Here is a 19,693-nt window from a genome sequence, read left to right on the forward strand (position 1 = left end):
AACATGCTGTTTTTATGCTTTATCGTCTGTAAAGCAGATGAAAGTCATGGTGACAGGCAAATGACCAAATCGCCCGCTTTCTTTTAGAGAATAATGCTAATAAATTTAATAAACTCAGTTAAATATAACCAATGACCTATTTTAAGCCACATTGCACACTGGTAGCGCAAGCGCTATGGTTGCCTCTTGCCCACGTATGAACACTCACTGACAAACTATGAATTTTTCTCTTTTCGGCAATAAATTCACCCGCCATGCAGGCATCACCCAACTCATGGACGATCTGAACGAAGGACTCCGCACGCCGGGAGCCATCATGTTGGGGGGTGGAAATCCGGCGCATATTCCGCAGATGGATACCTATTTCCAACAACTCTGCCAGGAAATGCTGGAACAGGGGAAATTGACGGATGCGCTTTGCAATTATGATGGTCCGCAGGGTAAAGATACGCTGCTCGGCGCACTGGCTGATCTGCTACGGGATGAATTAGGCTGGCAGATTGGACCACAGAATATTGTTCTGACAAATGGCAGCCAGAGTGCGTTTTTCTACTTATTTAATCTGTTTGCCGGTCGTCACGCCGATGGCAGTCTGAGAAAAGTGCTGTTCCCGCTGGCGCCGGAGTATATCGGTTATGCCGATTCCGGGCTGGACGAAAACATGTTTATGTCCGTGCGTCCGCAAATCGAGCTATTACCGGATGGGCAGTTCAAATACCATGTGGATTTCGATCATCTGTCGATCACCGACGATGTGGGGCTCATCTGCGTTTCACGCCCGACCAACCCGACCGGCAATGTACTGACGGATGACGAGCTGATGCGTCTCGATATTCTGGCGCAGCAACACCATATCCCGCTGCTGATCGACAATGCTTATGGCGTGCCCTTCCCCGGCATTATTTTCAGTGAAGCCACCCCACTGTGGAACCCCAACATCATCCTGTGCATGAGCTTGTCCAAACTGGGGCTTCCCGGTTCCCGCTGCGGCATTGTCATTGCCGATGAAAAGGTCATTGCAGCCATTGGCAACATGAACGGCATCATCAGCCTGTCCCCCGGCGCGATTGGACCGGCACTGGCGCAGGAGATGATCCAGCGTGGCGATTTGCTGCGGCTGTCCAACGAGGTGGTTCGCCCGTTCTACCAGCAGCGCGTCAGCGAAACCATTGCCATCATCCGGCGTTACCTTTCCCCCGAGCAGTGTCTGATTCATAAACCCGAAGGGGCGATTTTCCTGTGGCTGTGGTTCAAAGACCTGCCAATCACCACGGAAGTGCTGTACCAACGGTTGAAAAAACGTGGCGTGCTGATGGTGCCGGGCCACTACTTCTTCCCCGGTCTGGAACAGGAATGGCCGCACGCCCATCAGTGCCTGCGGATGAATTACGTGCCGGAGCCCGATAAGATTGAACGCGGGATTGCGATTCTGGCGGAGGAAATCACGAAGGCGACAGCGCACCGATAATTTTCCTTGTTAGCTCTTCGCCTCTGAGCAGGAATTGCCCCCTCTGGCGTAAAAGGGGCTGAGCCGGCAGGGGCCTTCAGAAGGTCACTCCCGGCGAAGGGACCGCGTAGCGGCCCCGTCCGCCAAAAGCCTCAGGACAAGGAGCTGCGGCGATTGAGCGCTCCTTGTCGGCTCCGCTATGCCTTTATCCCCACCACACCCGCGGTCTCCAACACCGCATGCAGCAAAACATTCGCCCCCGCGGTGACCTGCTCAGGCGAGGAATACTCAATCTCGTTGTGGCTGATGCCGTCTTTGCATGGAATAAAAATCATCCCGGTCGGCGCCAGTTCGGCGACATACACCGCATCGTGCCCCGCCCCGGAAACGATGTCGATATTGGAATAGCCCAGCAGATCAGCGGCCCGGCGCACGGCGTCTTTGCATTCAGGATGAAATGGCGCAGCGCGATACTGCGATACCTGCGTCAGTTGAATATCCAGCCCGGTTTCCGCGCCCAGCTCGGCGAGGTACGTCTTCAGCGCCGCATCCATTTCATCCACCAGTTCATCCGTCAGATTGCGGAAATCGATGGAGAATTTCACACTGCCCGGTACGACGTTACGGCTGTTCGGATGCACCTGCACCATCCCCACCGTGCCTCGCCCATGGGGTGCAAAGCGGTCGGCAATGGCAATCACCTCCTGCATGATACGGGTGGAAACCTGCAACGCGTCTTTACGTAGCGCCATCGGCGTTGGACCGGCGTGGGATTCCATCCCCGTCACCACACAGTCATACCAGCGGATACCCAGCACCGCCTGCACCACGCCGATGGCAATATCCTGATCTTCCAGTATCGGCCCCTGCTCAATGTGCGCTTCAAAATAGGCGCCAATCGGATGATCGCCAGGCGTTTGCGGGCCGGCATAGCCGATTTTCGTCAGTTCGTCCTGCACGCTTTTGCCATCCACATCCACGGCGGCATAAGCCTGTTCCAGCGAGAACACGCCGGCAAATACGCCCGATCCCATCATGACCGGTACGAAACGGGAGCCTTCTTCGTTGGTCCAGAACACCATCTCTACCGGCGCTTCGGTTTCAATCTTCCGATCGTTCAGCGTGCGAATCACTTCCAGCGCGGCCAGCACGCCAAAGTTGCCGTCAAACTTTCCGCCGGTCGGCTGGGTATCAACATGGCTCCCCGCCACCACCGGAGGCAGGGCGTTATTGCGGCCGGGACGGCGCATAAACACATTACCAATCTTATCGATCTCGACGGACAGCCCGGCGGCTTTACCCCAGCTCACCACCAAATCCCGGCCCTGACGGTCCAAATCCGTCAGCGTCAGCCGGCAAACGCCGCCTTTGGGCGTCGCGCCGATAACGGCCAGCTCCATCAGCGACTGCCACAGACGTTCGCCATCGACTCGCAGATCGGTAATATCAGAACCCTTTTTCGTTGCAGGTAACACTTCACTATTCATCGCGGATTTCCTCTTGGGTGGAACGCGGTCACAGGTTGTCTTTTCCAGCCATAAACGGTCAGCGCAGTACGGCCTCGGGGGCCAGCAAACGCTCGCGTAACGCGCTGGCTTTGAAATCAGGGCCAAAGGCAGGACGTTTGATATAGCGTCCGGCCCCCTCTTGCGCACGCAGATCGCCATCCGCCCACACCACGACGCCATGACTGACGGTATAGGTCGGGATGCCGCGTACCGTGCGGCCTTCAAAGACGTTGAAGTCATTTTTCGAGTGGTGCGTCTTCGCGGAGAGCGTCTTACTGCCCTGCGGGTCCCACACCACCAGATCGGCATCAGCGCCGACAGAAATACTGCCCTTGCGCGGATAAATATTGAACAGACGAGCCGTATTGGCGGAGGTAATGGCGACAAACTCGCTGGGCGTCAGGCGTCCGGTGTTCACGCCCGCATCCCAGATAACGGACAACCGTTCTTCAACGCCGCCACAGCCGTTGGGAATTTTGGTAAAACTGTCTTTGCCCGCCGCTTTCTGGCTGGTACAGAACGTACAGTGATCGGTCGCGGTGGTGTGCAGCTGACCGGATTGCAGCCCGCGCCACAGCGCTTCCTGATGCGCTTTAGGGCGGAACGGCGGGCTCATGACGTGCGCCGCCGCCTGATTGAAATCCGGATGACGATATACGCTGTCATCCACCACCAGATGCCCGGCCAGCACCTCGCCATAGACACGCTGGCCACGAGCGCGGGCGCGGGCGATCGCCTCCGCCGATTCCATGCAGGAAACGTGAACCACATAAATGGGGACGCCCATGACGTTGGCAATGGCGATCGCGCGGCTGGCCGCTTCCCCCTCAACCGCCGGCGGACGCGACAGCGGGTGGCCTTCCGGTCCGCTGATACCACGCCGCATCATTTCCTGTTGCAGCAGATAAACCATTTCACCGTTTTCCGCATGCACCGTGGGCATCGCGCCCAGTTCCAGCGAACGGCGGAAGCTGTTCATCAGCGTTTCATCATCACACATGATGGCGTTTTTATAGGCCATAAAGTGCTTGAAGCTATTGACGCCTTCTTCCTGCACCAGCGTCCCCATATCCCGATGTACGCTCTCGTCCCACCAGGTAATGGCGACATGGAAACTGTAATCCGAGGCCGCTTTTTCTGCCCAGCCACGCCAGTCCCGGTACGCTTCCATCAGCGGTTGCTGCGGGTTGGGAATAACAAAATCGATAATCGTCGTGGTGCCGCCCGCCAGCCCGGCGGAGGTGCCGCTGTAAAAATCATCCACCGTTACCGTGCCCATAAACGGAAAGTTCATATGGGTGTGGGGATCGATGCCTCCCGGCATCACATACTGACCGCCCGCGTCAATCACCTCGGTGCCCGCCGGAGCCTGTAATGCGGCATCCTCGCCCACGGCAACAATAATACCGTTCGAGCACAGTACATCGGCACGAAACTCCCGATCGGCATTGACGACCGTACCGCCTTTGATTAACAGGTTATGACTCATTGTTTTCCCCTCATTTTGCTTGATCATGGCCGCTGAACGGCCCGACATTGCATGGGTATAAAGAAACGATCAGACCTTTCAGGCCGGGGTTGCCATTGGATTATTCGGGTGCGTCGTCCAGTTGGCGTATTCTCCGCTTACGGTTTTTCCGGTGCGCAAATCCACTTCTCCCGGTTGCAGGCTGCGCATGGAAATGCAGTTTTCTACCGGACAGATGGAGACACACAGATTGCAGCCGACGCAGTCTTGTTCTTTCACTTCGTAATGACGTTCGCCATTTTTCATGCTGGTGATGGCCTGATGGGACGTATCTTCACAGGCCAGATGACAGCGCCCGCATTTAATACACTGCGACTGATCGATAACCGCCTTATCCACGTGATTAAGGTTCAGATAACGCCAGTCCGTTACGGTGCTGACGGCGCGGCCACGGAAATCTTCCAGCGTGCGGTAACCCTGTTGGTCCATAAAATTGGCAAGACCGCTGGTCATGTCGCGAACGATCTGGAAGCCGTGCACCATCACCGCGGTACAAACCTGCACCGTGCCGCAGCCCAGCGCGATGAACTCGGCGGCGTCACGCCAGGTGGAAATTCCGCCGATGCCGGACATCGGCAAACCGCGCGTCAGCTCATCACGGGCGATTTCCGCCACCATATTCAGGGCGATGGGCTTGACCGCCGGGCCACAGTAACCGCCGTGCGATCCCTTGCCGCCGGTATTGGGGTGAATGCTCATCTGCTCCAGATCCACGCCCATTACCGAATTGATGGTGTTGATCAACGACACCGCATCGCCGCCGCCGCGCAGCGCGGCTCGCGCCGGATAGCGGATATCATTGATATTGGGCGTCAGTTTGACGATCGTCGGCAGGCGGCAATACTGCTTGCACCAGCGGGTGACCATTTCGATGTACTCCGGCACCTGCCCCACCGCCGCGCCCATGCCCCGTTCGCTCATGCCGTGCGGACAGCCAAAGTTCAGCTCGATGCCGTCGGCGCCGGTTTGTTCCACCAGCGGCAGAATGGATTTCCAGGCATCTTCTTCACAGGGCACCATAATCGACACAATCATGGCCCGATCGGGCCAGTTGCGTTTCACGCGGGCGATTTCTTCCAGATTGGTATCCAGCGAACGGTCGGTAATCAGCTCAATGTTATTCAGGCCGATAATGCGCCGATCCGTGGTACGCAGGGTGCTATAGCGCGGCCCGTTGACGTTCACCACATGCGGGTCCTGTCCCAGCGTTTTCCAGACCACGCCCCCCCAGCCTGCTTCAAAGGCACGCACGACGTTGTACTCTTTATCCGTGGGCGGCGCGGATGCCAGCCAGAAAGGATTAGGGCTTTCGATACCCAAAAAGCGACTGCTGAGATCAGCCATGTAGATACTCCCGTGTGCTGATTGAAGGTTTACCCGCCAGAGATGGATTGGCCGGGGGGCGCAGCATCGCGTCGATGGATTTCGCCGCCGCTTTGCCTTGACGTACGGCATCGACCGTCAGATCCAACCCGTCTGCGCAACAATCCCCGCCCGCCCATACGCCGGGTAACGAGGTGCGTCCGTCTTCATCCGTCGCAATGCGGCCCCCTTTCAGGACAATCGACGCGCCGGTCAGGCTGGCGTCATACGCCTGTCCAATCGCCTTCAGCACCATATCAGCGGGCAGGGTGAACGTTTCTCCGGTGGCCACCCGCGCGCCGGACTGCGACTGCATGACCATGAACGACACCGCTTTCACTTTGCCGTTCTCCCCTTCAATAGCCTGCGGGGCTGCCCAGTGACGGATGGCGACGCCGTTGGTTTTCGCCCATGCCTGCTCATACTGAGACGCTTTCATGTCCTGTTCACCGCGGCGATAGACCATCGTGACTTCACGCGCCCCCAGCTTTTTCGCCTGCACCGCGGCGTCAACGGCGGTCATGCCGCCGCCGATGACCACCACGTTACGGCCGATGGCAACCTCTCCAGGGTGAGCGGCCTGACGCAGTTCGGCAATAAAATCGACCGCTTCGCGCACCCCCGCCAGCGGGGTTTCTTCAACGCCAAGCGCATTCACGCCGCCCAAGCCCATGCCGAGGAATACCGCGTCATAATCCATACGCAGCGCATCCAGCGTAATGTCCCGTCCCAGACGGTGGTTAAGACGCAGCTCAATGCCGCCGATCGACAGCAGCCAGGCAATTTCACGCTGGGCGAAATCATCGGTGGTCTTGTAGGCCGCCAGACCGTACTCATTTAATCCGCCCGGTTTATCCCTGGCGTCGAACACCACTACGTGATGCCCGTTCTGCGCCAGCCGATGTGCGACAGTCAGCCCCGCCGGGCCCGCCCCGACGACGGCCACTTTTTTGCCCGTTGACGAGGCGCGGCTGAATAAAGGCTGACCGGGATTGGAGAGATACGCATCGGTGGCATAACGCTGCAACAGGCCGATTTGCACCGGTTTGCCATCCTGCTGATTGCGCACGCAGGCTTGCTCGCACAAGGTTTCTGTCGGGCAGACCCGGGCACACATGCCGCCCAGCACGTTCTCGCTCAGAATGGCCTCCGCCGCCCCGCGCACATTGTCCTGCGCGATACGATGAATAAAGCTCGGTACATCAATGTCTGCCGGGCATGAACGAGTACAGGGCGCGTCGTAGCAGTAATAGCACCGCTCCGATTCGATCACGGCCTGAATTTTGGTGAGCGGCGTGGCGCTATCGCCAAAGTTGTCCGCATATTCCGCGTCGTTAAGTCGTCCAGCCTGAATACCCGGCGCATCGCTGCCGACCGGTAATCTCGTTTTCATGCGGCGCACTCCTTTGGCTGGGCACTATCAGGGTCACGAGGGCACAGCATCGGTAATTCGTTCCACAACCTGCCGATACGGTTTTGCTTTCGATGGCTCATGGTGGTTCTCCCGCTAACGTCGGATTAAGGGAAAGGCCGGTGGCGCCACACCTTCCGTAAAATCTTGACCAAATGGTTAAGATTTCCCTTCTAACCATGCGATTTATGTGCCATTTCTTCAGCAACGATCAATAACGTTAAAAACAAGGCGTTATCCGATCATAACTTTTCACGATGGCGGATTTTGTGGATCTTTTAGGTGCAAGTTGCTCCATTATTGGCGATGATTGCGCCAATAATGGGCTTGATAAAACAGGAAGGGGTGGACGTTATCAGGATGGAAAAAACAAGGTGATGTCGCTTAATGGTTCAACGCATCGGGAAGGCCGCACATTCTGAAAATACTGGTCAGCACATGCTCGATGGCTCGCTGCCGGGCGCCCGGTTCACGCGCCTCATTACCGAGCACGGCGGCAATCTGAATGTCAAAATCCGCGTAAGTCTGCGTCATCGCCCAGATAGAGAAAAAAAAGTGTTTACTGTCTAACGGCGCCAGCAACCCCTGTTCAATCCAGTCATCCACTACCGCCGCTTTACGGGTCACCAAATCGCGCAGCTGCGTTTTCAGGAGTTCATGCACCATCGGCGCTCCTTGCAGGAGTTCGTTGGCAAACAGCTTCGAGGCGTGCGGACGTTCGAACGTTAACACCATTTTTTGCCGGACATATTGTTCAATCACCGCACGTGGATCGGCCTGCGGATGGAAATGTTCCAGCGGCGCCAGCCAGTCGTGCAGAATGCCGTCCAGCACGCGTAAATAAAGATTTTGCTTGTTGCCAAAATAGTAGTGCAGGTTTGGTTTAGGCAGATCGGCTTCCGCCGCAATCAGCGCCATTGTCGTGCCTTTGAAGCCATAGCGGGCAAACACGCGCTCCGCCGCCAGCAGGATGATGGCTTCATTATCGAGCCGGATGCGGCCTTTTACGGATTCATCGGTTAGCGTGTGTTTTAACATCTGCCCTCTCCCTCCAACGGTTCACGCACAACATTACCTGATTTACGCGGTGCAAGACACGCGCCAGGATCGACAAAAAAAGATGCAGCCCCTGTTACGCCCGCTATTTCTTATACGCCATTCAGGAATAAATACCGGGCGAAAAATGGTTTCCCGCCGGCGTAAAAGGGAGTGAGCCGGCCCGAGAGGGAAGATTGCCCTATTTTCGGGCACGCAGCGATTCTATCGCACCCTTTTAGGGTTTTCTCATCAGAGGATAGATTATTAACTATCTGTTTTTATTATGCTTAAATACTGGTACGCATTTTGCTTAAATCAATAAACAGGGCAGCACAGTACTAACATGTCTGAGCGCACGATGAATGGCTGGCTAGGGTTCCGATTCACAATTGGTGAATGACTGGTCCGAGAGCTGGCGACCTCCAGTGAGGTTACACGGCGGGATAAAAGCCCGGGAGACAGCAAACCTAAAACCCTAGGTATTTTGCTGCTCCTGCACCCGTAAACCTGACTGGAGATACACTGATGAGAAAACCTTTCCTTACCGCCTGCCTCCTGACCCTGCTGAGCTTTTCCGCCACCGCTGAAACGAAAAAGAGCTTTAACGTCTGCTGGACAATTTATGCGGGTTGGATGCCGTGGGGATATGTCAGCACCGAAGGGATTATCGATAAGTGGGCAAAAAAATACGGGATTGACATCAAAGTCACCCAGCTTAATGACTATGTTGAGTCGATAAACCAGTACACCGCCGGCCAGTTCGATGGCTGTACTATGACCAATATGGATGTGCTGACCATGCCCGCGGCGGGCGGAGTCGATACCACCGCCCTGCTCACCGGCAGCTTTTCCGACGGCAATGACGGTATTGTCATGAAGGGCGAAAACAAGACGCTATCCGATCTGAAAGGGCTGAATATCAACCTGCCCGAACTCTCCGTTTCTCACTATCTGCTGGTGCGCGGGCTGGAAAAGGCCGGACTGGCGGAAAAAGATATCAAAGTGGTGAATACCTCCGACGCCGATATTGTGGCCGCGTTTAATACCAGCGGCGTTCAGGCCGCCGGCGCCTGGAACCCTCAGCTTTCCGCCATCAAAGCCGTCCCCAACACCACGGAAGTGTTCAGCTCCAGCCAGATCCCCGGCGAAATCATCGATCTGATGGTGGTCAATACCCAAACGCTCAAAGACAACCCGGCGCTGGGCAAGGCCCTGACCGGCGCCTGGTTTGAAATCATGTCCATGATGCAAGCGGGCGATAATGCCGCGCTTGAATCCATGGCTCGCGCTTCAGGAACCGATCTGGCCGGCTATCAGGCCCAGCTCAAAACCACCCATTTATTCCATTCCCCTGCCGACGCAGTACAGTTCGTCACCAGCGGCGATCTGCCGAAAACCATGCAGCGGGTAGCGAATTTTTCCTTTGAAAAGGGGCTGCTCGGTGAAGGAGCGCGCAGCGCCGATGCGGTGGGAATGGCCTTCCCCGGCGATGTGATCCTCGGCGACAAAAACAACGTGAAGCTGCGCTTTGACGCGACCTTTGCGCAGATGGCCGCCGAAGGCCAGCTCTAATCACCGCGGGGAATTGCCATGCGCTTAATCAATCGTCATCCGGGCCGCGGCGGGCGGCTGCTACTGATGCTGCTGCCGTTTGTACTGCTGATTGCCCTCTATTTCACCAGTTCGGTCAGCCGGCTGGCGGACAACCCCAGTGACAAACTGTTGCCCAGCGCCGCGCAGATGGTTGATGCGATAGAACGCGTCGCTTTTACCGCAGACAAGCGCAGCGGTGAATATGTCCTGTGGGCCGACACCACAGCCAGTTTGAGCCGGCTGGCGATCGGACTGGGCGTATCCTCGCTGGCGGGGTTGTGCCTCGGCATTGCCGCCGGGGTCTTTCCGCTGTTCAGAGCGTCGCTATCCCCACTGATGACCGTGCTGTCGATGATCCCGCCGCTGGCAATACTCCCGATTCTGTTTATCGTTTTCGGCCTTGATGAGTTGTCAAAAGTGATGCTGATCGTCATCGGCATCACACCGGTACTGGCGCGCGATCTCGAACAACGCGCCCGTGAAATCCCCCCCGAACTGCTGATCAAAGCGCAAACGCTGGGCGCGAATAGCTGGACGCTGGTGCTCAGGGTGGTTCTGCCCCAGTTGCTGTCGCGGCTGCTGGTTTCACTGCGCCTGATGCTGGGTTCCGCCTGGCTGTTCCTGATCTCCGCCGAGGCTATTTCGGCCACGGCGGGTCTGGGTTATCGGATATTCCTGGTGCGTCGCTATATGGCCATGGACGTGATCCTGCCTTACGTCGTGTGGATCACGCTGCTGGCCTGGCTGATGGACTACGCATTGAGGCTTCTCAACCGTTACTTTTTCCCCTGGTCTGAGGGAGAAAAAGGATGAGTTTTATTCAAATCAACAATATCTGGCAGGAGTATGGCGACCATGTGGTGCTGGAACGCCTGAATCTCTCCATCGAGGAAGGGGAATTCTGCACCATGGTAGGCGCATCCGGATGCGGTAAGTCAACGTTTCTGCGCTTGCTGCTGGGGCAGGAAAAACCGAGCAGGGGCAGCCTGTTGCTGGAAGGCCAACCGCTGGCGGATGAACCCGACGCCAGCCGGGGCGTGGTGTTTCAGCGTTACTCGGTCTTCCCGCACCTGAACGTGCTGGACAACGTCGTCATCGGCCCGGAACTGCTGCATGCCCGCGTCACAGGCCGCTTCTTCGGACGCCGCAAACGCCAGGCCAGAGAAGAGGCGATGCGGCTGTTACATCGGGTAGGGCTGGGACAGGCGCTGGATAAATACCCCGGTCAGCTGTCCGGCGGTATGCAACAGCGTCTGGCCATCGCGCAGGCGTTCATCATGTGTCCGCGCATTCTGCTGCTGGATGAACCGTTCGGCGCGCTCGATCCCGGTATACGCAAAGATATGCACCAGCTGCTGCTGGAGCTATGGCAGGAAACCCGCCTGACCGCCTTCATGGTGACTCACGATCTGTCGGAAGGTTTCAATCTCGGCACCCGGCTGCTGGTGTTTGACAAGGTTCGGCTGGATCCCCAGGCGCCGAACGCCTATGGCGCGCGCGTAACCTATGACATTCCCCTGAATGCCGATCGCCTTGCCGCGCGCCGCGCGCTTGCCGTGCTGCCGCCGCATATCGCGCCTACCCCGGCCACCGATCATTGATAAGGATTTTAACCATGACCAACCCATTGATTTTACAATCTGCATTATATGAAGAAACCGTTCCGGGCGGCGGACACACCTCGTTCGTCCTGCGCCGGGGCCAACTGCTGCGCATCACGGATATTGAAGGTGATGCCAACGTCAGCCTGATGCTGCTGAATGCGGCCCAGACCAGCGAACGGCTTAATCTGCCCGATACCCTGAAAGGCCAGCACACGGCAAAACTCACGGCGGGCCACTGTCTGTATTCGGATATGGGCCGGGTTCTGGCCGCCATCACCGCCGACACCTGCGGCTGGCACGACAGCTTCGGCGGAGTGCTCAATGCAAAGGAAGTCGAAGAGAAATACGGTCAGGGACGCTATCAGGAACAGCGTAACGCCTTTCATCGCAACGGCGTGGACAACTTGCTGGTGGAGATGGGTAAGTGGAACCTGAATCTGCAAGACCTGCTGATGGTCGTCAATCTGTTCAGCAAGGTGACGGTGGATGAAACCGGCCGCTTCCGCTTCCAGCCGGGTAATGCCAAAGCCGGGGACTACATCGAACTCTACGCGCCAATGGATACGCTGGTGATACTCACCGCGCTCCAGCATCCGATGGACACCAATCCGCACTATTCCCCCAAGCCCGTCCAACTGAATTGGTTCCAGCCGAACAGCGACGGCATTACCGAGCTTTGCCGGCATTCACGCGCGGAAAACGCCCGCGCCTTTCACAACACTGAACGCCAATATCTTTGAGGGACACTACGATGAGCTTAACCACCAGTCACCTTCAGCCTGAACAGGCGCTGTTCCGTCATGTGATCCCGGCGGGCGAACCCTATCTGTTTGAAGTCAAAAAAGGCCAAACGGTGCGCCTGCTCGATCTGGAAGGCAATCAGGCCGTTGATACGCTGTTTTACCGTGCCGCCAACCCGCGTGAGCGCTACGATCCCCAGCGGACGTTGCGCCGTCAGAACAACGTCTATCTGACCACCGGCAGCGTCCTTTATTCCAATCTCGGCAACCCATTGCTGACCATCGTCGCCGACACCTGCGGCCGGCACGATACGCTCGGCGGCGCCTGCGCGCAGGAGAGCAACACGGTGCGCTATGCGCTGGATAAACGCTATATGCACAGCTGCCGCGATAACTTCCTGTGCGCCTGCCTGCACGACGGCCGTCTGGATAAAAAAGACATTGGCGCCAATATCAACTTTTTCATGAATGTCCCGGTTACGCCCGATGGCGGACTGACGTTTGAAGATGGCATCTCGGCGCCGGGAAAATACGTCGAACTTCGGGCAGAGACGGATGTGATCGTGCTGATCTCCAATTGCCCGCAGCTCAACAACCCCTGCAACGGCTGGAACCCTACCCCGGCGGAGGTCCTGATATGGTCATGACCGGGCAAACGTTCGCCGCAGTCTGGCGCGCGGCGCGCCGCTTTCTCGCCGCGTTATTGGTCGCCCGGGCCAGACACTATACCGGGCTGCTGCCTGCCTTATCGGCGGAGCGTGAACGGGCGGATAACGCCAATAACCTGAATATCAGGTAACGGGTATCCGCGGAACGACCCGCGATCCCCTCGCCACGGACGACCCTGGCGCAGCATAGCGGAAGCAGGACGACCTGCTCATTTCGAGAGCGCTTCACATGTTTGAAAACGTATTGATTGCCAATCGCGGCGCCATTGCCTGTCGTATTTTACGCACCCTGCATGACTTGAATGTTCAGGGCGTGGCGGTCTATTCAGAAGCCGATGCGGCCAGTTTGCATGTCCAGCAGGCAGACATCGCGGTCAGTCTGGGAGACGGCCCCGCGGCGCAAACCTATCTGATGGTGGATAAGATCCTCGGCGTCGCCAGAAACACAGGGGCCGACGCCATTCACCCCGGCTATGGTTTCCTGTCGGAAAACGCCGCCTTTGCCGAAGCGTGTGAAGCCGCCGGTATCGCCTTTATCGGACCCACGCCGGAACAGCTGCGCGTATTCGGTCTTAAACATACCGCGCGCGCGCTGGCGAAAGCTCATCACATCCCCCTGCTGGAAGGTTCGGCATTGCTGGAGGATGTGGACGCCGCACTGACGGCGGCGATCGCCATTGGCTATCCGGTGATGCTGAAAAGTACCGCGGGCGGCGGGGGCATCGGGATGCGCGTATGCTGGTCCGCGGACGAACTGTCGGAGGCTTTCGAAAGCGTTCGCCGTCTGGGGCAGAACAATTTCAGCGATGCCGGGGTGTTCGTCGAAAAATATATCGAACGCGCCCGTCATCTGGAGGTACAGATTTTTGGCGATGGCAACGGAGAGGTCCTGGCTTTAGGGGTTCGTGACTGTTCCGTACAGCGGCGTAATCAGAAAGTGCTGGAAGAAACGCCCGCGCCAAACCTGCCGGTCGGGATGGATGCGGCACTGTGCAACGCGGCGGTGAAGCTGGCTCAGGCAGTCAACTACCGCAGCGCGGGTACGGTTGAGTTCATCTATGACAGTCAGGCTGAACGCTTTTATTTCCTCGAGGTCAATACGCGCCTACAGGTTGAACACGGCGTCACTGAACAGGTCTGGGGCGTGGATCTGGTGCGCTGGATGCTGCAACTGGCCGCGGGTGAACTGCCGCCGCTGGCGACGCTGGCGCGGGATTTATCGCCACAGGGCCATGCGATTCAGGCGCGGCTGTACGCCGAAGATCCGGGACGCCACTTTCAACCCAGCCCGGGACTACTGACGGCGGTCAGCTTCCCTCACGCCGAAGGTAAATCACTGCGCATTGATACCTGGGTCGAAGCGGGATGTGAGATCCCGCCCTATTTCGACCCGATGATTGCCAAGCTGATTAGTTGGGCCCCTTGCCGGCAAGACGCGTTGCACGCGCTCGATAAGGCGCTGGCCGAGACGGTGCTGTACGGGGTGGAAACCAACCGCGATTATCTGCGGCAGATCGTGCAGGATACCCCTTTTGCCAGCGGATTACCCTGGACCCGCTGTCTGGAAACGCTGGTTTATCAGGCCAATACGTTCGAGGTCGTGGCTGCCGGTACGCAGACCACGGTACAGGATTATCCGGGCCGAATTGGCTACTGGGCCGTCGGGGTTCCGCCTTCCGGGCCGATGGATAGCCGCTCGCTCTGTCTGGGAAACCGTTTGCTGGGCAACGACGCAGGCATGGCGGCGCTGGAAGTGACCATGAGCGGCCCCATCCTGCGCTTTAACACGGACGCGGTCGCCGCGGTGACCGGGGCCGAGCTGCCGGTACAGCTGAACGGACAGCCGCAGCCGATGAATATCTCGTTCCCGATCCCGGCAGGCAGTACCCTGCAATTGGGTACGCTGACGGGGGCAGGCGCACGCAGCTATCTGTGCCTGCGGGGCGGCATTCAGGCGCCCGATTATTTAGGCAGCAAAAGCACCTTTACGCTGGGCCAGTTCGGCGGTCATGCCGGTCGTGCGCTACGCGCGGGCGACGTGCTGCATCTGCCTGCGTTGCGGAACAGCGCCAGCGGCGTACCGCTACCTGATGAACTGGTCGCCACGCTGCCCACGGTGCGTGAAATGCGGGTCATTTATGGCCCGCACGGTGCGCCCGAGTATTTTACGCCCGGCTATATCGACACGTTTTTTGCCACCGAGTGGGAAGTCCACTTCAACTCCAGCCGTACCGGCGTGCGCCTGATTGGTCCGAAACCAGAATGGGTGCGGGACAGCGGCGGCGAGGCGGGATTGCATCCTTCCAATATCCATGACAACCCTTATGCCATTGGCGCCGTTGATTTCACCGGGGATATGCCGGTGATCCTTGGTCCCGACGGTCCGAGTCTGGGCGGTTTCGTCTGTCCGGTCACCGTCATCGAGGCTGACCTGTGGCAACTCGGCCAGCTCAGGGCCGGCGATAAGGTGCGCTTTACGCCGGTCAGCATCGAAACGGCACGGGCGCTGGCGGTGGCGCAAAAAACAGAGCATGCCGAATTGCGATCGGTTGCATCCGACTGGCAACCGCATCCACTCCAATCCCCGGTGGTGCTTGACTGCGGACAGGGCAACCAGCGGCTGGTGGCCCGCCTCAGCGGCGACACCTATCTGTTGCTGGAACTGGGTGAACCGGAGTTGGATCTGGCGCTGCGCTTGCGGGGTCATGTGCTGATGCAAATGCTACAGGCGGACGATATTGACGGCATCATTGACATCACCCCGGGGATCCGCTCGCTGCAAATCCACTACCAGCCAGAAACGCTGGCGCTGCCGCAGCTGCTGCGCAAGGTGGCTGAGGTGTGGCAACAGGTTGGTAAAAAACAGGATTTGCGCGTCCCTTCACGCATCGTGTATCTGCCTCTCTCCTGGGATGATCCCGCCTGTCAGCTGGCAATCCAGAAATACATGACCACGGTGCGCAAGGATGCGCCGTGGTGCCCGAGCAATCTGGAGTTTATTCGCCGCATCAATGACCTGACCGATCTGGATGAGGTCCACCGCCTGGTCTTTGCCGCCAGCTATCTGGTCATGGGGCTGGGCGATGTGTATTTGGGCGCGCCCGTCGCCACACCGCTCGATCCGCGCCATCGTCTGGTCACCACCAAATACAATCCGGCGCGTACCTGGACGGCGGAAAATTCGGTCGGCATCGGCGGAGCCTATATGTGCGTGTATGGCATGGAAGGACCCGGCGGGTATCAGTTTGTCGGCCGCACCCTGCAAATGTGGAACCGATACCGGGACGTGGCGGCGTTTGACGGCAAGCCCTGGCTGCTGCGTTTCTTCGACCAGATTCGCTTCTATCCGGTCGGTGCCGATGAGCTGTTGCAAATTCGCCGTGACTTCCCGCTGGGGCGTTATCCGTTACGAATTGAGCACAGCGAGCTGGCGCTGGCCGACTATCAGGCTTTTCTCGAGCGTGAAGCAGACAGTATCGCCGCGTTCCGCCACCGGCAACGTGCGGCGTTTAATGCCGAGCGGCTGCGCTGGGCCGACGCCGATCGAACCCCTCTCGACAGCGAAACCGGGCACACGGAACAGCATGACGGCGCCCCCTTGCAACCCGGTCAACATGGCGTCGAAAGCCCGATTGCCGGCAATTTGTGGCAGGTTGCGGTCGATGTGGGCTCTCACGTCACGCAGGGCGATACGCTGGTGATACTGGAGTCTATGAAGATGGAAATCCCGCTCGAATCCCCCTGCCAGGGGATAGTACGCGAAGTGAGGGTACAACCGGGATCGCCCGTGAGTGCCGGGCAGTGTGTCATTGTCATTGAGAAAGAGTGAGGAAAATACCATGCAACCGACTTTTGATCTGCGCCTGAGTACGCTGCGGGATGCTTACCAGAAAGGCGACTTAACTCCACGCGCGTTGTTGCAACAGTTGCGTACCGCAGCAGGCGCGCTCAACCCTGAATTCCACCTGTTCATCCATCTGCTGAACGCCGACGAACAGGAGCCTTATCTGGCGGCGCTGGAACAGCAATCCCTGGCGTCTCTGCCGCTGTACGGTATTCCCTTTGCCATCAAGGACAATATCGATCTGGCCGGTATCCCCACCACCGCCGCCTGCCCGGCCTATGCCTATGTGCCGCAAAAGAGCGCCACTATCGTCGGGCAATTGATCGCATTAGGCGCGATCCCCGTCGGGAAAACCAATCTGGATCAGTTTGCCACCGGCCTTAACGGCACACGCTCGCCCTATGGTGAATGCCGCAACAGTATCCACCCCGATTATCCGGCGGGTGGCTCCAGCGCCGGTTCGGCGCTGGCGGTGGCGCTCGGTTTAGCCAGTTTCGCGCTGGGAACGGACACGGCAGGCAGTGGGCGGGTGCCCGCCGCCTTGAATAATCTGGTTGGACTGAAAGCCAGTAAGGGACTGATTTCTACCGCGGGCGTCGTCCCCGCCTGCCGCACGCTGGACTGCGTCACCTTTTTCACCGCCAGCGCCGAGGAAGCCAGCCAGCTGCTGGCGCTGATCGCCCTGCGGGATCCCGACGACGCTTACAGCCGCGCCAACCCACAATGGAACGACGCCAGCGCATTTGGCCTGCCCCGTCCCGGCTTCCGCTTTGGCGTGCCCGATAAACTGGAGTTTTTAGGCTGCCCTGAAAGCCCGGCATTATTCTCCGCCGCGGTTGAACATCTGAAAGCGTTGGGCGGCATCCCGGTCAGCATTGATTTTTCCCCGTTTCTGGAAGCCGCCAAATTGCTCTATGAAGGGCCGTGGACCGCGGAGCGTTACAGCGTGGCGGGCGAACTTATCGAACGCCAGCCGGACGCCGTACTGCCGGTGATCCGCGATGTGCTCGCCCAGGCCCCCCGCCACAGCGCCGTGGATACCTTTCGCGCCCAGTACCGGCTACAGGCGCTGAAGGTCATTTGCGATCGAACCATGGCCGATCTGGCATGCGTCCTGACTCCTTCCTACCCGCGCGCGGTGACGTTGGACGAACTGCATGCCGAACCGGTCAAGCGCAACGCCGATCTCGGCTACTACACCAACTTCATGAACATGCTTGACTATGCGGCGGTCGCGCTGCCTGCCGGCTTCCAGACAAACGGCCTGCCCTGGGGAGTGACGTTGTTCGGGCGCGTCTTCACGGATCAATATCTGCTCAGTCTGGCGGCGGCGTTTCAGCGCCGACAATCACTGCCGCTGGCGGGCGGGCGCATGCTGCACGCAGCGACGCCGCAACGCGTTGCCCGCAACGATCGGGCCCGGCTGGTGGTGTGCGGCGCGCACCTCTCAGGTCAACCTTTAAACGGGCAACTCACCCAGCGCGGAGGCCGACTGCTGCATGCGACACAAAGCTCACCAGACTATCGGCTGTATGCGCTGGCAGGCGGCCCGCCGTTTCGTCCCGGCATGGTGCGGGTGGCGGCTGACGGCGAAGCCATTGAGGTCGAGGTGTGGGAACTGCCCAGTGCGGAGCTCGGTTCCTTTCTCACCGGGATCCCCGCGCCGTTGGGACTGGGGAAAATTCAGCTGTCCGACGGCAGTTGGGAAACCGGGTTTATCTGTGAATCATACGGTCTGAAGGATGCGCAGGACATCACCCACCTGAAGGGATGGCGCGCCTATCTGAAGGGCGGTGCGAAGTAAAGATGCGTTAACCCCGGTGGCGGGCAGGGTAGCTCGCCAATACAACCGGCAGAAGGCCCGTAAACCACCGCTTTACGGGCCTTCAGAAAAATCGATTATTTCGCCGCCTCATCCCAGACGACGTGGGTCATGGCGCTGTCGCCGGGGTCTTTTTTGATCACCGAGGCATCGCCTCCGTTCAGCAGCACATCCACCGTGCGACGGTAGGCCGCCGGATCGAGATAGCCGATTTCCGGCGTGTTGGCATGGGTAATCAGCTTGGCGACGTTCTCCATCTGCCGCTGTTGCACTTCTATCGTGGCGGAACCGGACATGTCTTCGTTCACCACAATCTCGGCGGCTTCGGTTGGATTTTTCACCGCGTCGTTCCAACCCTTATAGGTCGCTTTCAGGAACTTCGCCATTTTCGCGACAAACGCCGGATCGTTCAGGCTCGACTCCAGCACATACAACCCATCTTCCAGCGTCGATACGCCCTGATCTTCATACGGGAAGGAAATCAGTTCGTCCTGTTTCATGCCGGCATCAATCAACTGCCAGTATTCGTTATAGTTCATGGTTGAAATACAGGCGGCCTGATTCTGCAACAGCGGGTCAACGTTAAAACCCTGCTTCAACACCTTAATGTCCGTATCCGGCTTATAGCCCAGCTTGTGCATCCAGTTGAAAAACGGATACTCGTTCCCCCCAAACCACACGCCCAGCGTTTTCCCTTTCAAGTCCGCCGGTGTTTTAATGCCGGTTGATTTACGGCAGGTCAGCATCATGCCGGAACGATCAAATATCTGGGCGATATTCACCAGCGGCACCCCTGATTCCCGCGCCGCCAACGCATCCGGCATCCAGTTCACGATCACGTCCGCCGATTTCCCGGCAATCACCTGCACCGGCGAAATGTCCGTACCGCCAGGCTTGATGGTCACATCCAGACCGGCATCCTTGTAGTAGCCCTTGGCCTGCGCAACGTAATAGCCCGCAAACTGCGCCTGCGGCAGCCATTTAAGCTGCAAGGTGACTTTCTCGGCGGCCCAGGCGCCGGTCGTCAGGGAAAACGCCAGCGTTGTGGCGGCCACGATAAGACATTTGCGAAAAGCGGAACGATCTCTCATCTGAGTATCCTCGGGGTAAAGTGGAACACACAACGAC

15 protein-coding genes and 1 riboswitch are annotated in these 19,693 nt (G+C 58.3%); of the genes, 9 read left to right on the forward strand and 6 right to left on the reverse strand.

Going from position 1 to position 19,693, the window contains the following annotated elements; all coding sequences use genetic code 11:
- The first annotated feature begins 217 nt into the window (after nt 1-217).
- Entirely contained in the window at nt 218-1,468 is a 1,251-nt protein-coding gene (locus B4923_RS10790) for a valine--pyruvate transaminase (protein WP_109054368.1), read from the forward strand.
- A 176-nt stretch (nt 1,469-1,644) separates the two neighbouring features.
- Here B4923_RS10790 and B4923_RS10795 read toward each other — a convergent pair whose 3' ends face one another.
- From B4923_RS10795 to B4923_RS10815, 5 genes are all read right to left on the reverse strand, one after another.
- Nucleotides 1,645-2,934 carry a Zn-dependent hydrolase gene (locus B4923_RS10795; protein WP_109054369.1) on the reverse strand — a complete coding sequence of 430 codons (1,290 nt, stop codon included), beginning with the start codon at nt 2,932-2,934 and terminating at the stop codon, nt 1,645-1,647.
- A 58-nt stretch (nt 2,935-2,992) separates the two neighbouring features.
- Nucleotides 2,993-4,444 (reverse strand): dihydropyrimidinase, encoded by a 1,452-nt coding sequence (hydA, locus tag B4923_RS10800; RefSeq protein ID WP_109054370.1) that lies wholly within the window; start codon nt 4,442-4,444, stop codon nt 2,993-2,995.
- 78 nt (nt 4,445-4,522) lie between these two features.
- Complete coding sequence (preA, locus tag B4923_RS10805) at nt 4,523-5,827, reverse strand: NAD-dependent dihydropyrimidine dehydrogenase subunit PreA (RefSeq protein ID WP_109054371.1); 1,305 nt, start codon at nt 5,825-5,827, stop codon at nt 4,523-4,525.
- The gene (locus B4923_RS10810; RefSeq protein WP_109054372.1) at nt 5,820-7,238 is read right to left on the reverse strand and encodes an NAD(P)-dependent oxidoreductase; all 1,419 of its coding nucleotides are present in this window, start codon (nt 7,236-7,238) and stop codon (nt 5,820-5,822) included. Before B4923_RS10810 ends, preA begins: the two co-directional genes overlap by 8 nt.
- Before the next feature lie 402 nt (nt 7,239-7,640).
- Nucleotides 7,641-8,294, reverse strand: a complete 654-nt coding sequence (locus B4923_RS10815) for a TetR/AcrR family transcriptional regulator (RefSeq protein WP_109054373.1) — start codon at nt 8,292-8,294, stop codon at nt 7,641-7,643.
- A gap of 359 nt (nt 8,295-8,653) precedes the next feature.
- Nucleotides 8,654-8,754: riboswitch (guanidine-I (ykkC/yxkD leader) on the forward strand.
- A 65-nt stretch (nt 8,755-8,819) separates the two neighbouring features.
- Between B4923_RS10815 and B4923_RS10820 the strand changes: the two genes are divergently transcribed.
- From B4923_RS10820 to atzF, 8 genes are all read left to right on the forward strand, one after another.
- Entirely contained in the window at nt 8,820-9,866 is a 1,047-nt protein-coding gene (locus B4923_RS10820; protein ID WP_109054374.1) for a putative urea ABC transporter substrate-binding protein, read from the forward strand.
- Between the two features lie 18 nt (nt 9,867-9,884).
- Nucleotides 9,885-10,700, forward strand: a complete 816-nt coding sequence (locus tag B4923_RS10825) for an ABC transporter permease (protein WP_109054375.1) — start codon at nt 9,885-9,887, stop codon at nt 10,698-10,700.
- A complete protein-coding gene (locus B4923_RS10830; protein WP_109054376.1) occupies nt 10,697-11,488 on the forward strand; it encodes an ABC transporter ATP-binding protein in 792 nt (263 codons plus the stop codon). Before B4923_RS10825 ends, B4923_RS10830 begins: the two co-directional genes overlap by 4 nt.
- Nucleotides 11,489-11,502: 14 nt before the next feature.
- Nucleotides 11,503-12,231 (forward strand): urea amidolyase associated protein UAAP1, encoded by a 729-nt coding sequence (locus B4923_RS10835; protein ID WP_109054377.1) that lies wholly within the window; start codon nt 11,503-11,505, stop codon nt 12,229-12,231.
- 11 nt (nt 12,232-12,242) lie between these two features.
- Nucleotides 12,243-12,878, forward strand: a complete 636-nt coding sequence (locus B4923_RS10840; RefSeq protein WP_109054378.1) for an urea amidolyase associated protein UAAP2 — start codon at nt 12,243-12,245, stop codon at nt 12,876-12,878.
- Nucleotides 12,869-13,030 carry a hypothetical protein gene (locus tag B4923_RS20905; RefSeq protein WP_170116043.1) on the forward strand — a complete coding sequence of 54 codons (162 nt, stop codon included), beginning with the start codon at nt 12,869-12,871 and terminating at the stop codon, nt 13,028-13,030. Before B4923_RS10840 ends, B4923_RS20905 begins: the two co-directional genes overlap by 10 nt.
- Nucleotides 13,031-13,128: 98 nt before the next feature.
- Nucleotides 13,129-16,728 (forward strand): urea carboxylase, encoded by a 3,600-nt coding sequence (uca, locus tag B4923_RS10845; protein ID WP_109054379.1) that lies wholly within the window; start codon nt 13,129-13,131, stop codon nt 16,726-16,728.
- A gap of 10 nt (nt 16,729-16,738) precedes the next feature.
- On the forward strand, nt 16,739-18,547 hold the full coding sequence (gene atzF / locus B4923_RS10850; protein WP_109054380.1) for an allophanate hydrolase: 1,809 nt from the start codon (nt 16,739-16,741) through the stop codon (nt 18,545-18,547).
- 95 nt (nt 18,548-18,642) lie between these two features.
- Here atzF and B4923_RS10855 read toward each other — a convergent pair whose 3' ends face one another.
- A complete protein-coding gene (locus B4923_RS10855; RefSeq protein ID WP_109054381.1) occupies nt 18,643-19,656 on the reverse strand; it encodes an ABC transporter substrate-binding protein in 1,014 nt (337 codons plus the stop codon).
- Between the last annotated feature and the right edge of the window lie 37 nt (nt 19,657-19,693).

This window comes from Brenneria roseae subsp. americana, assembly GCF_003115815.1.
Classification (GTDB): Bacteria; Pseudomonadota; Gammaproteobacteria; order Enterobacterales; family Enterobacteriaceae; genus Brenneria; species Brenneria roseae.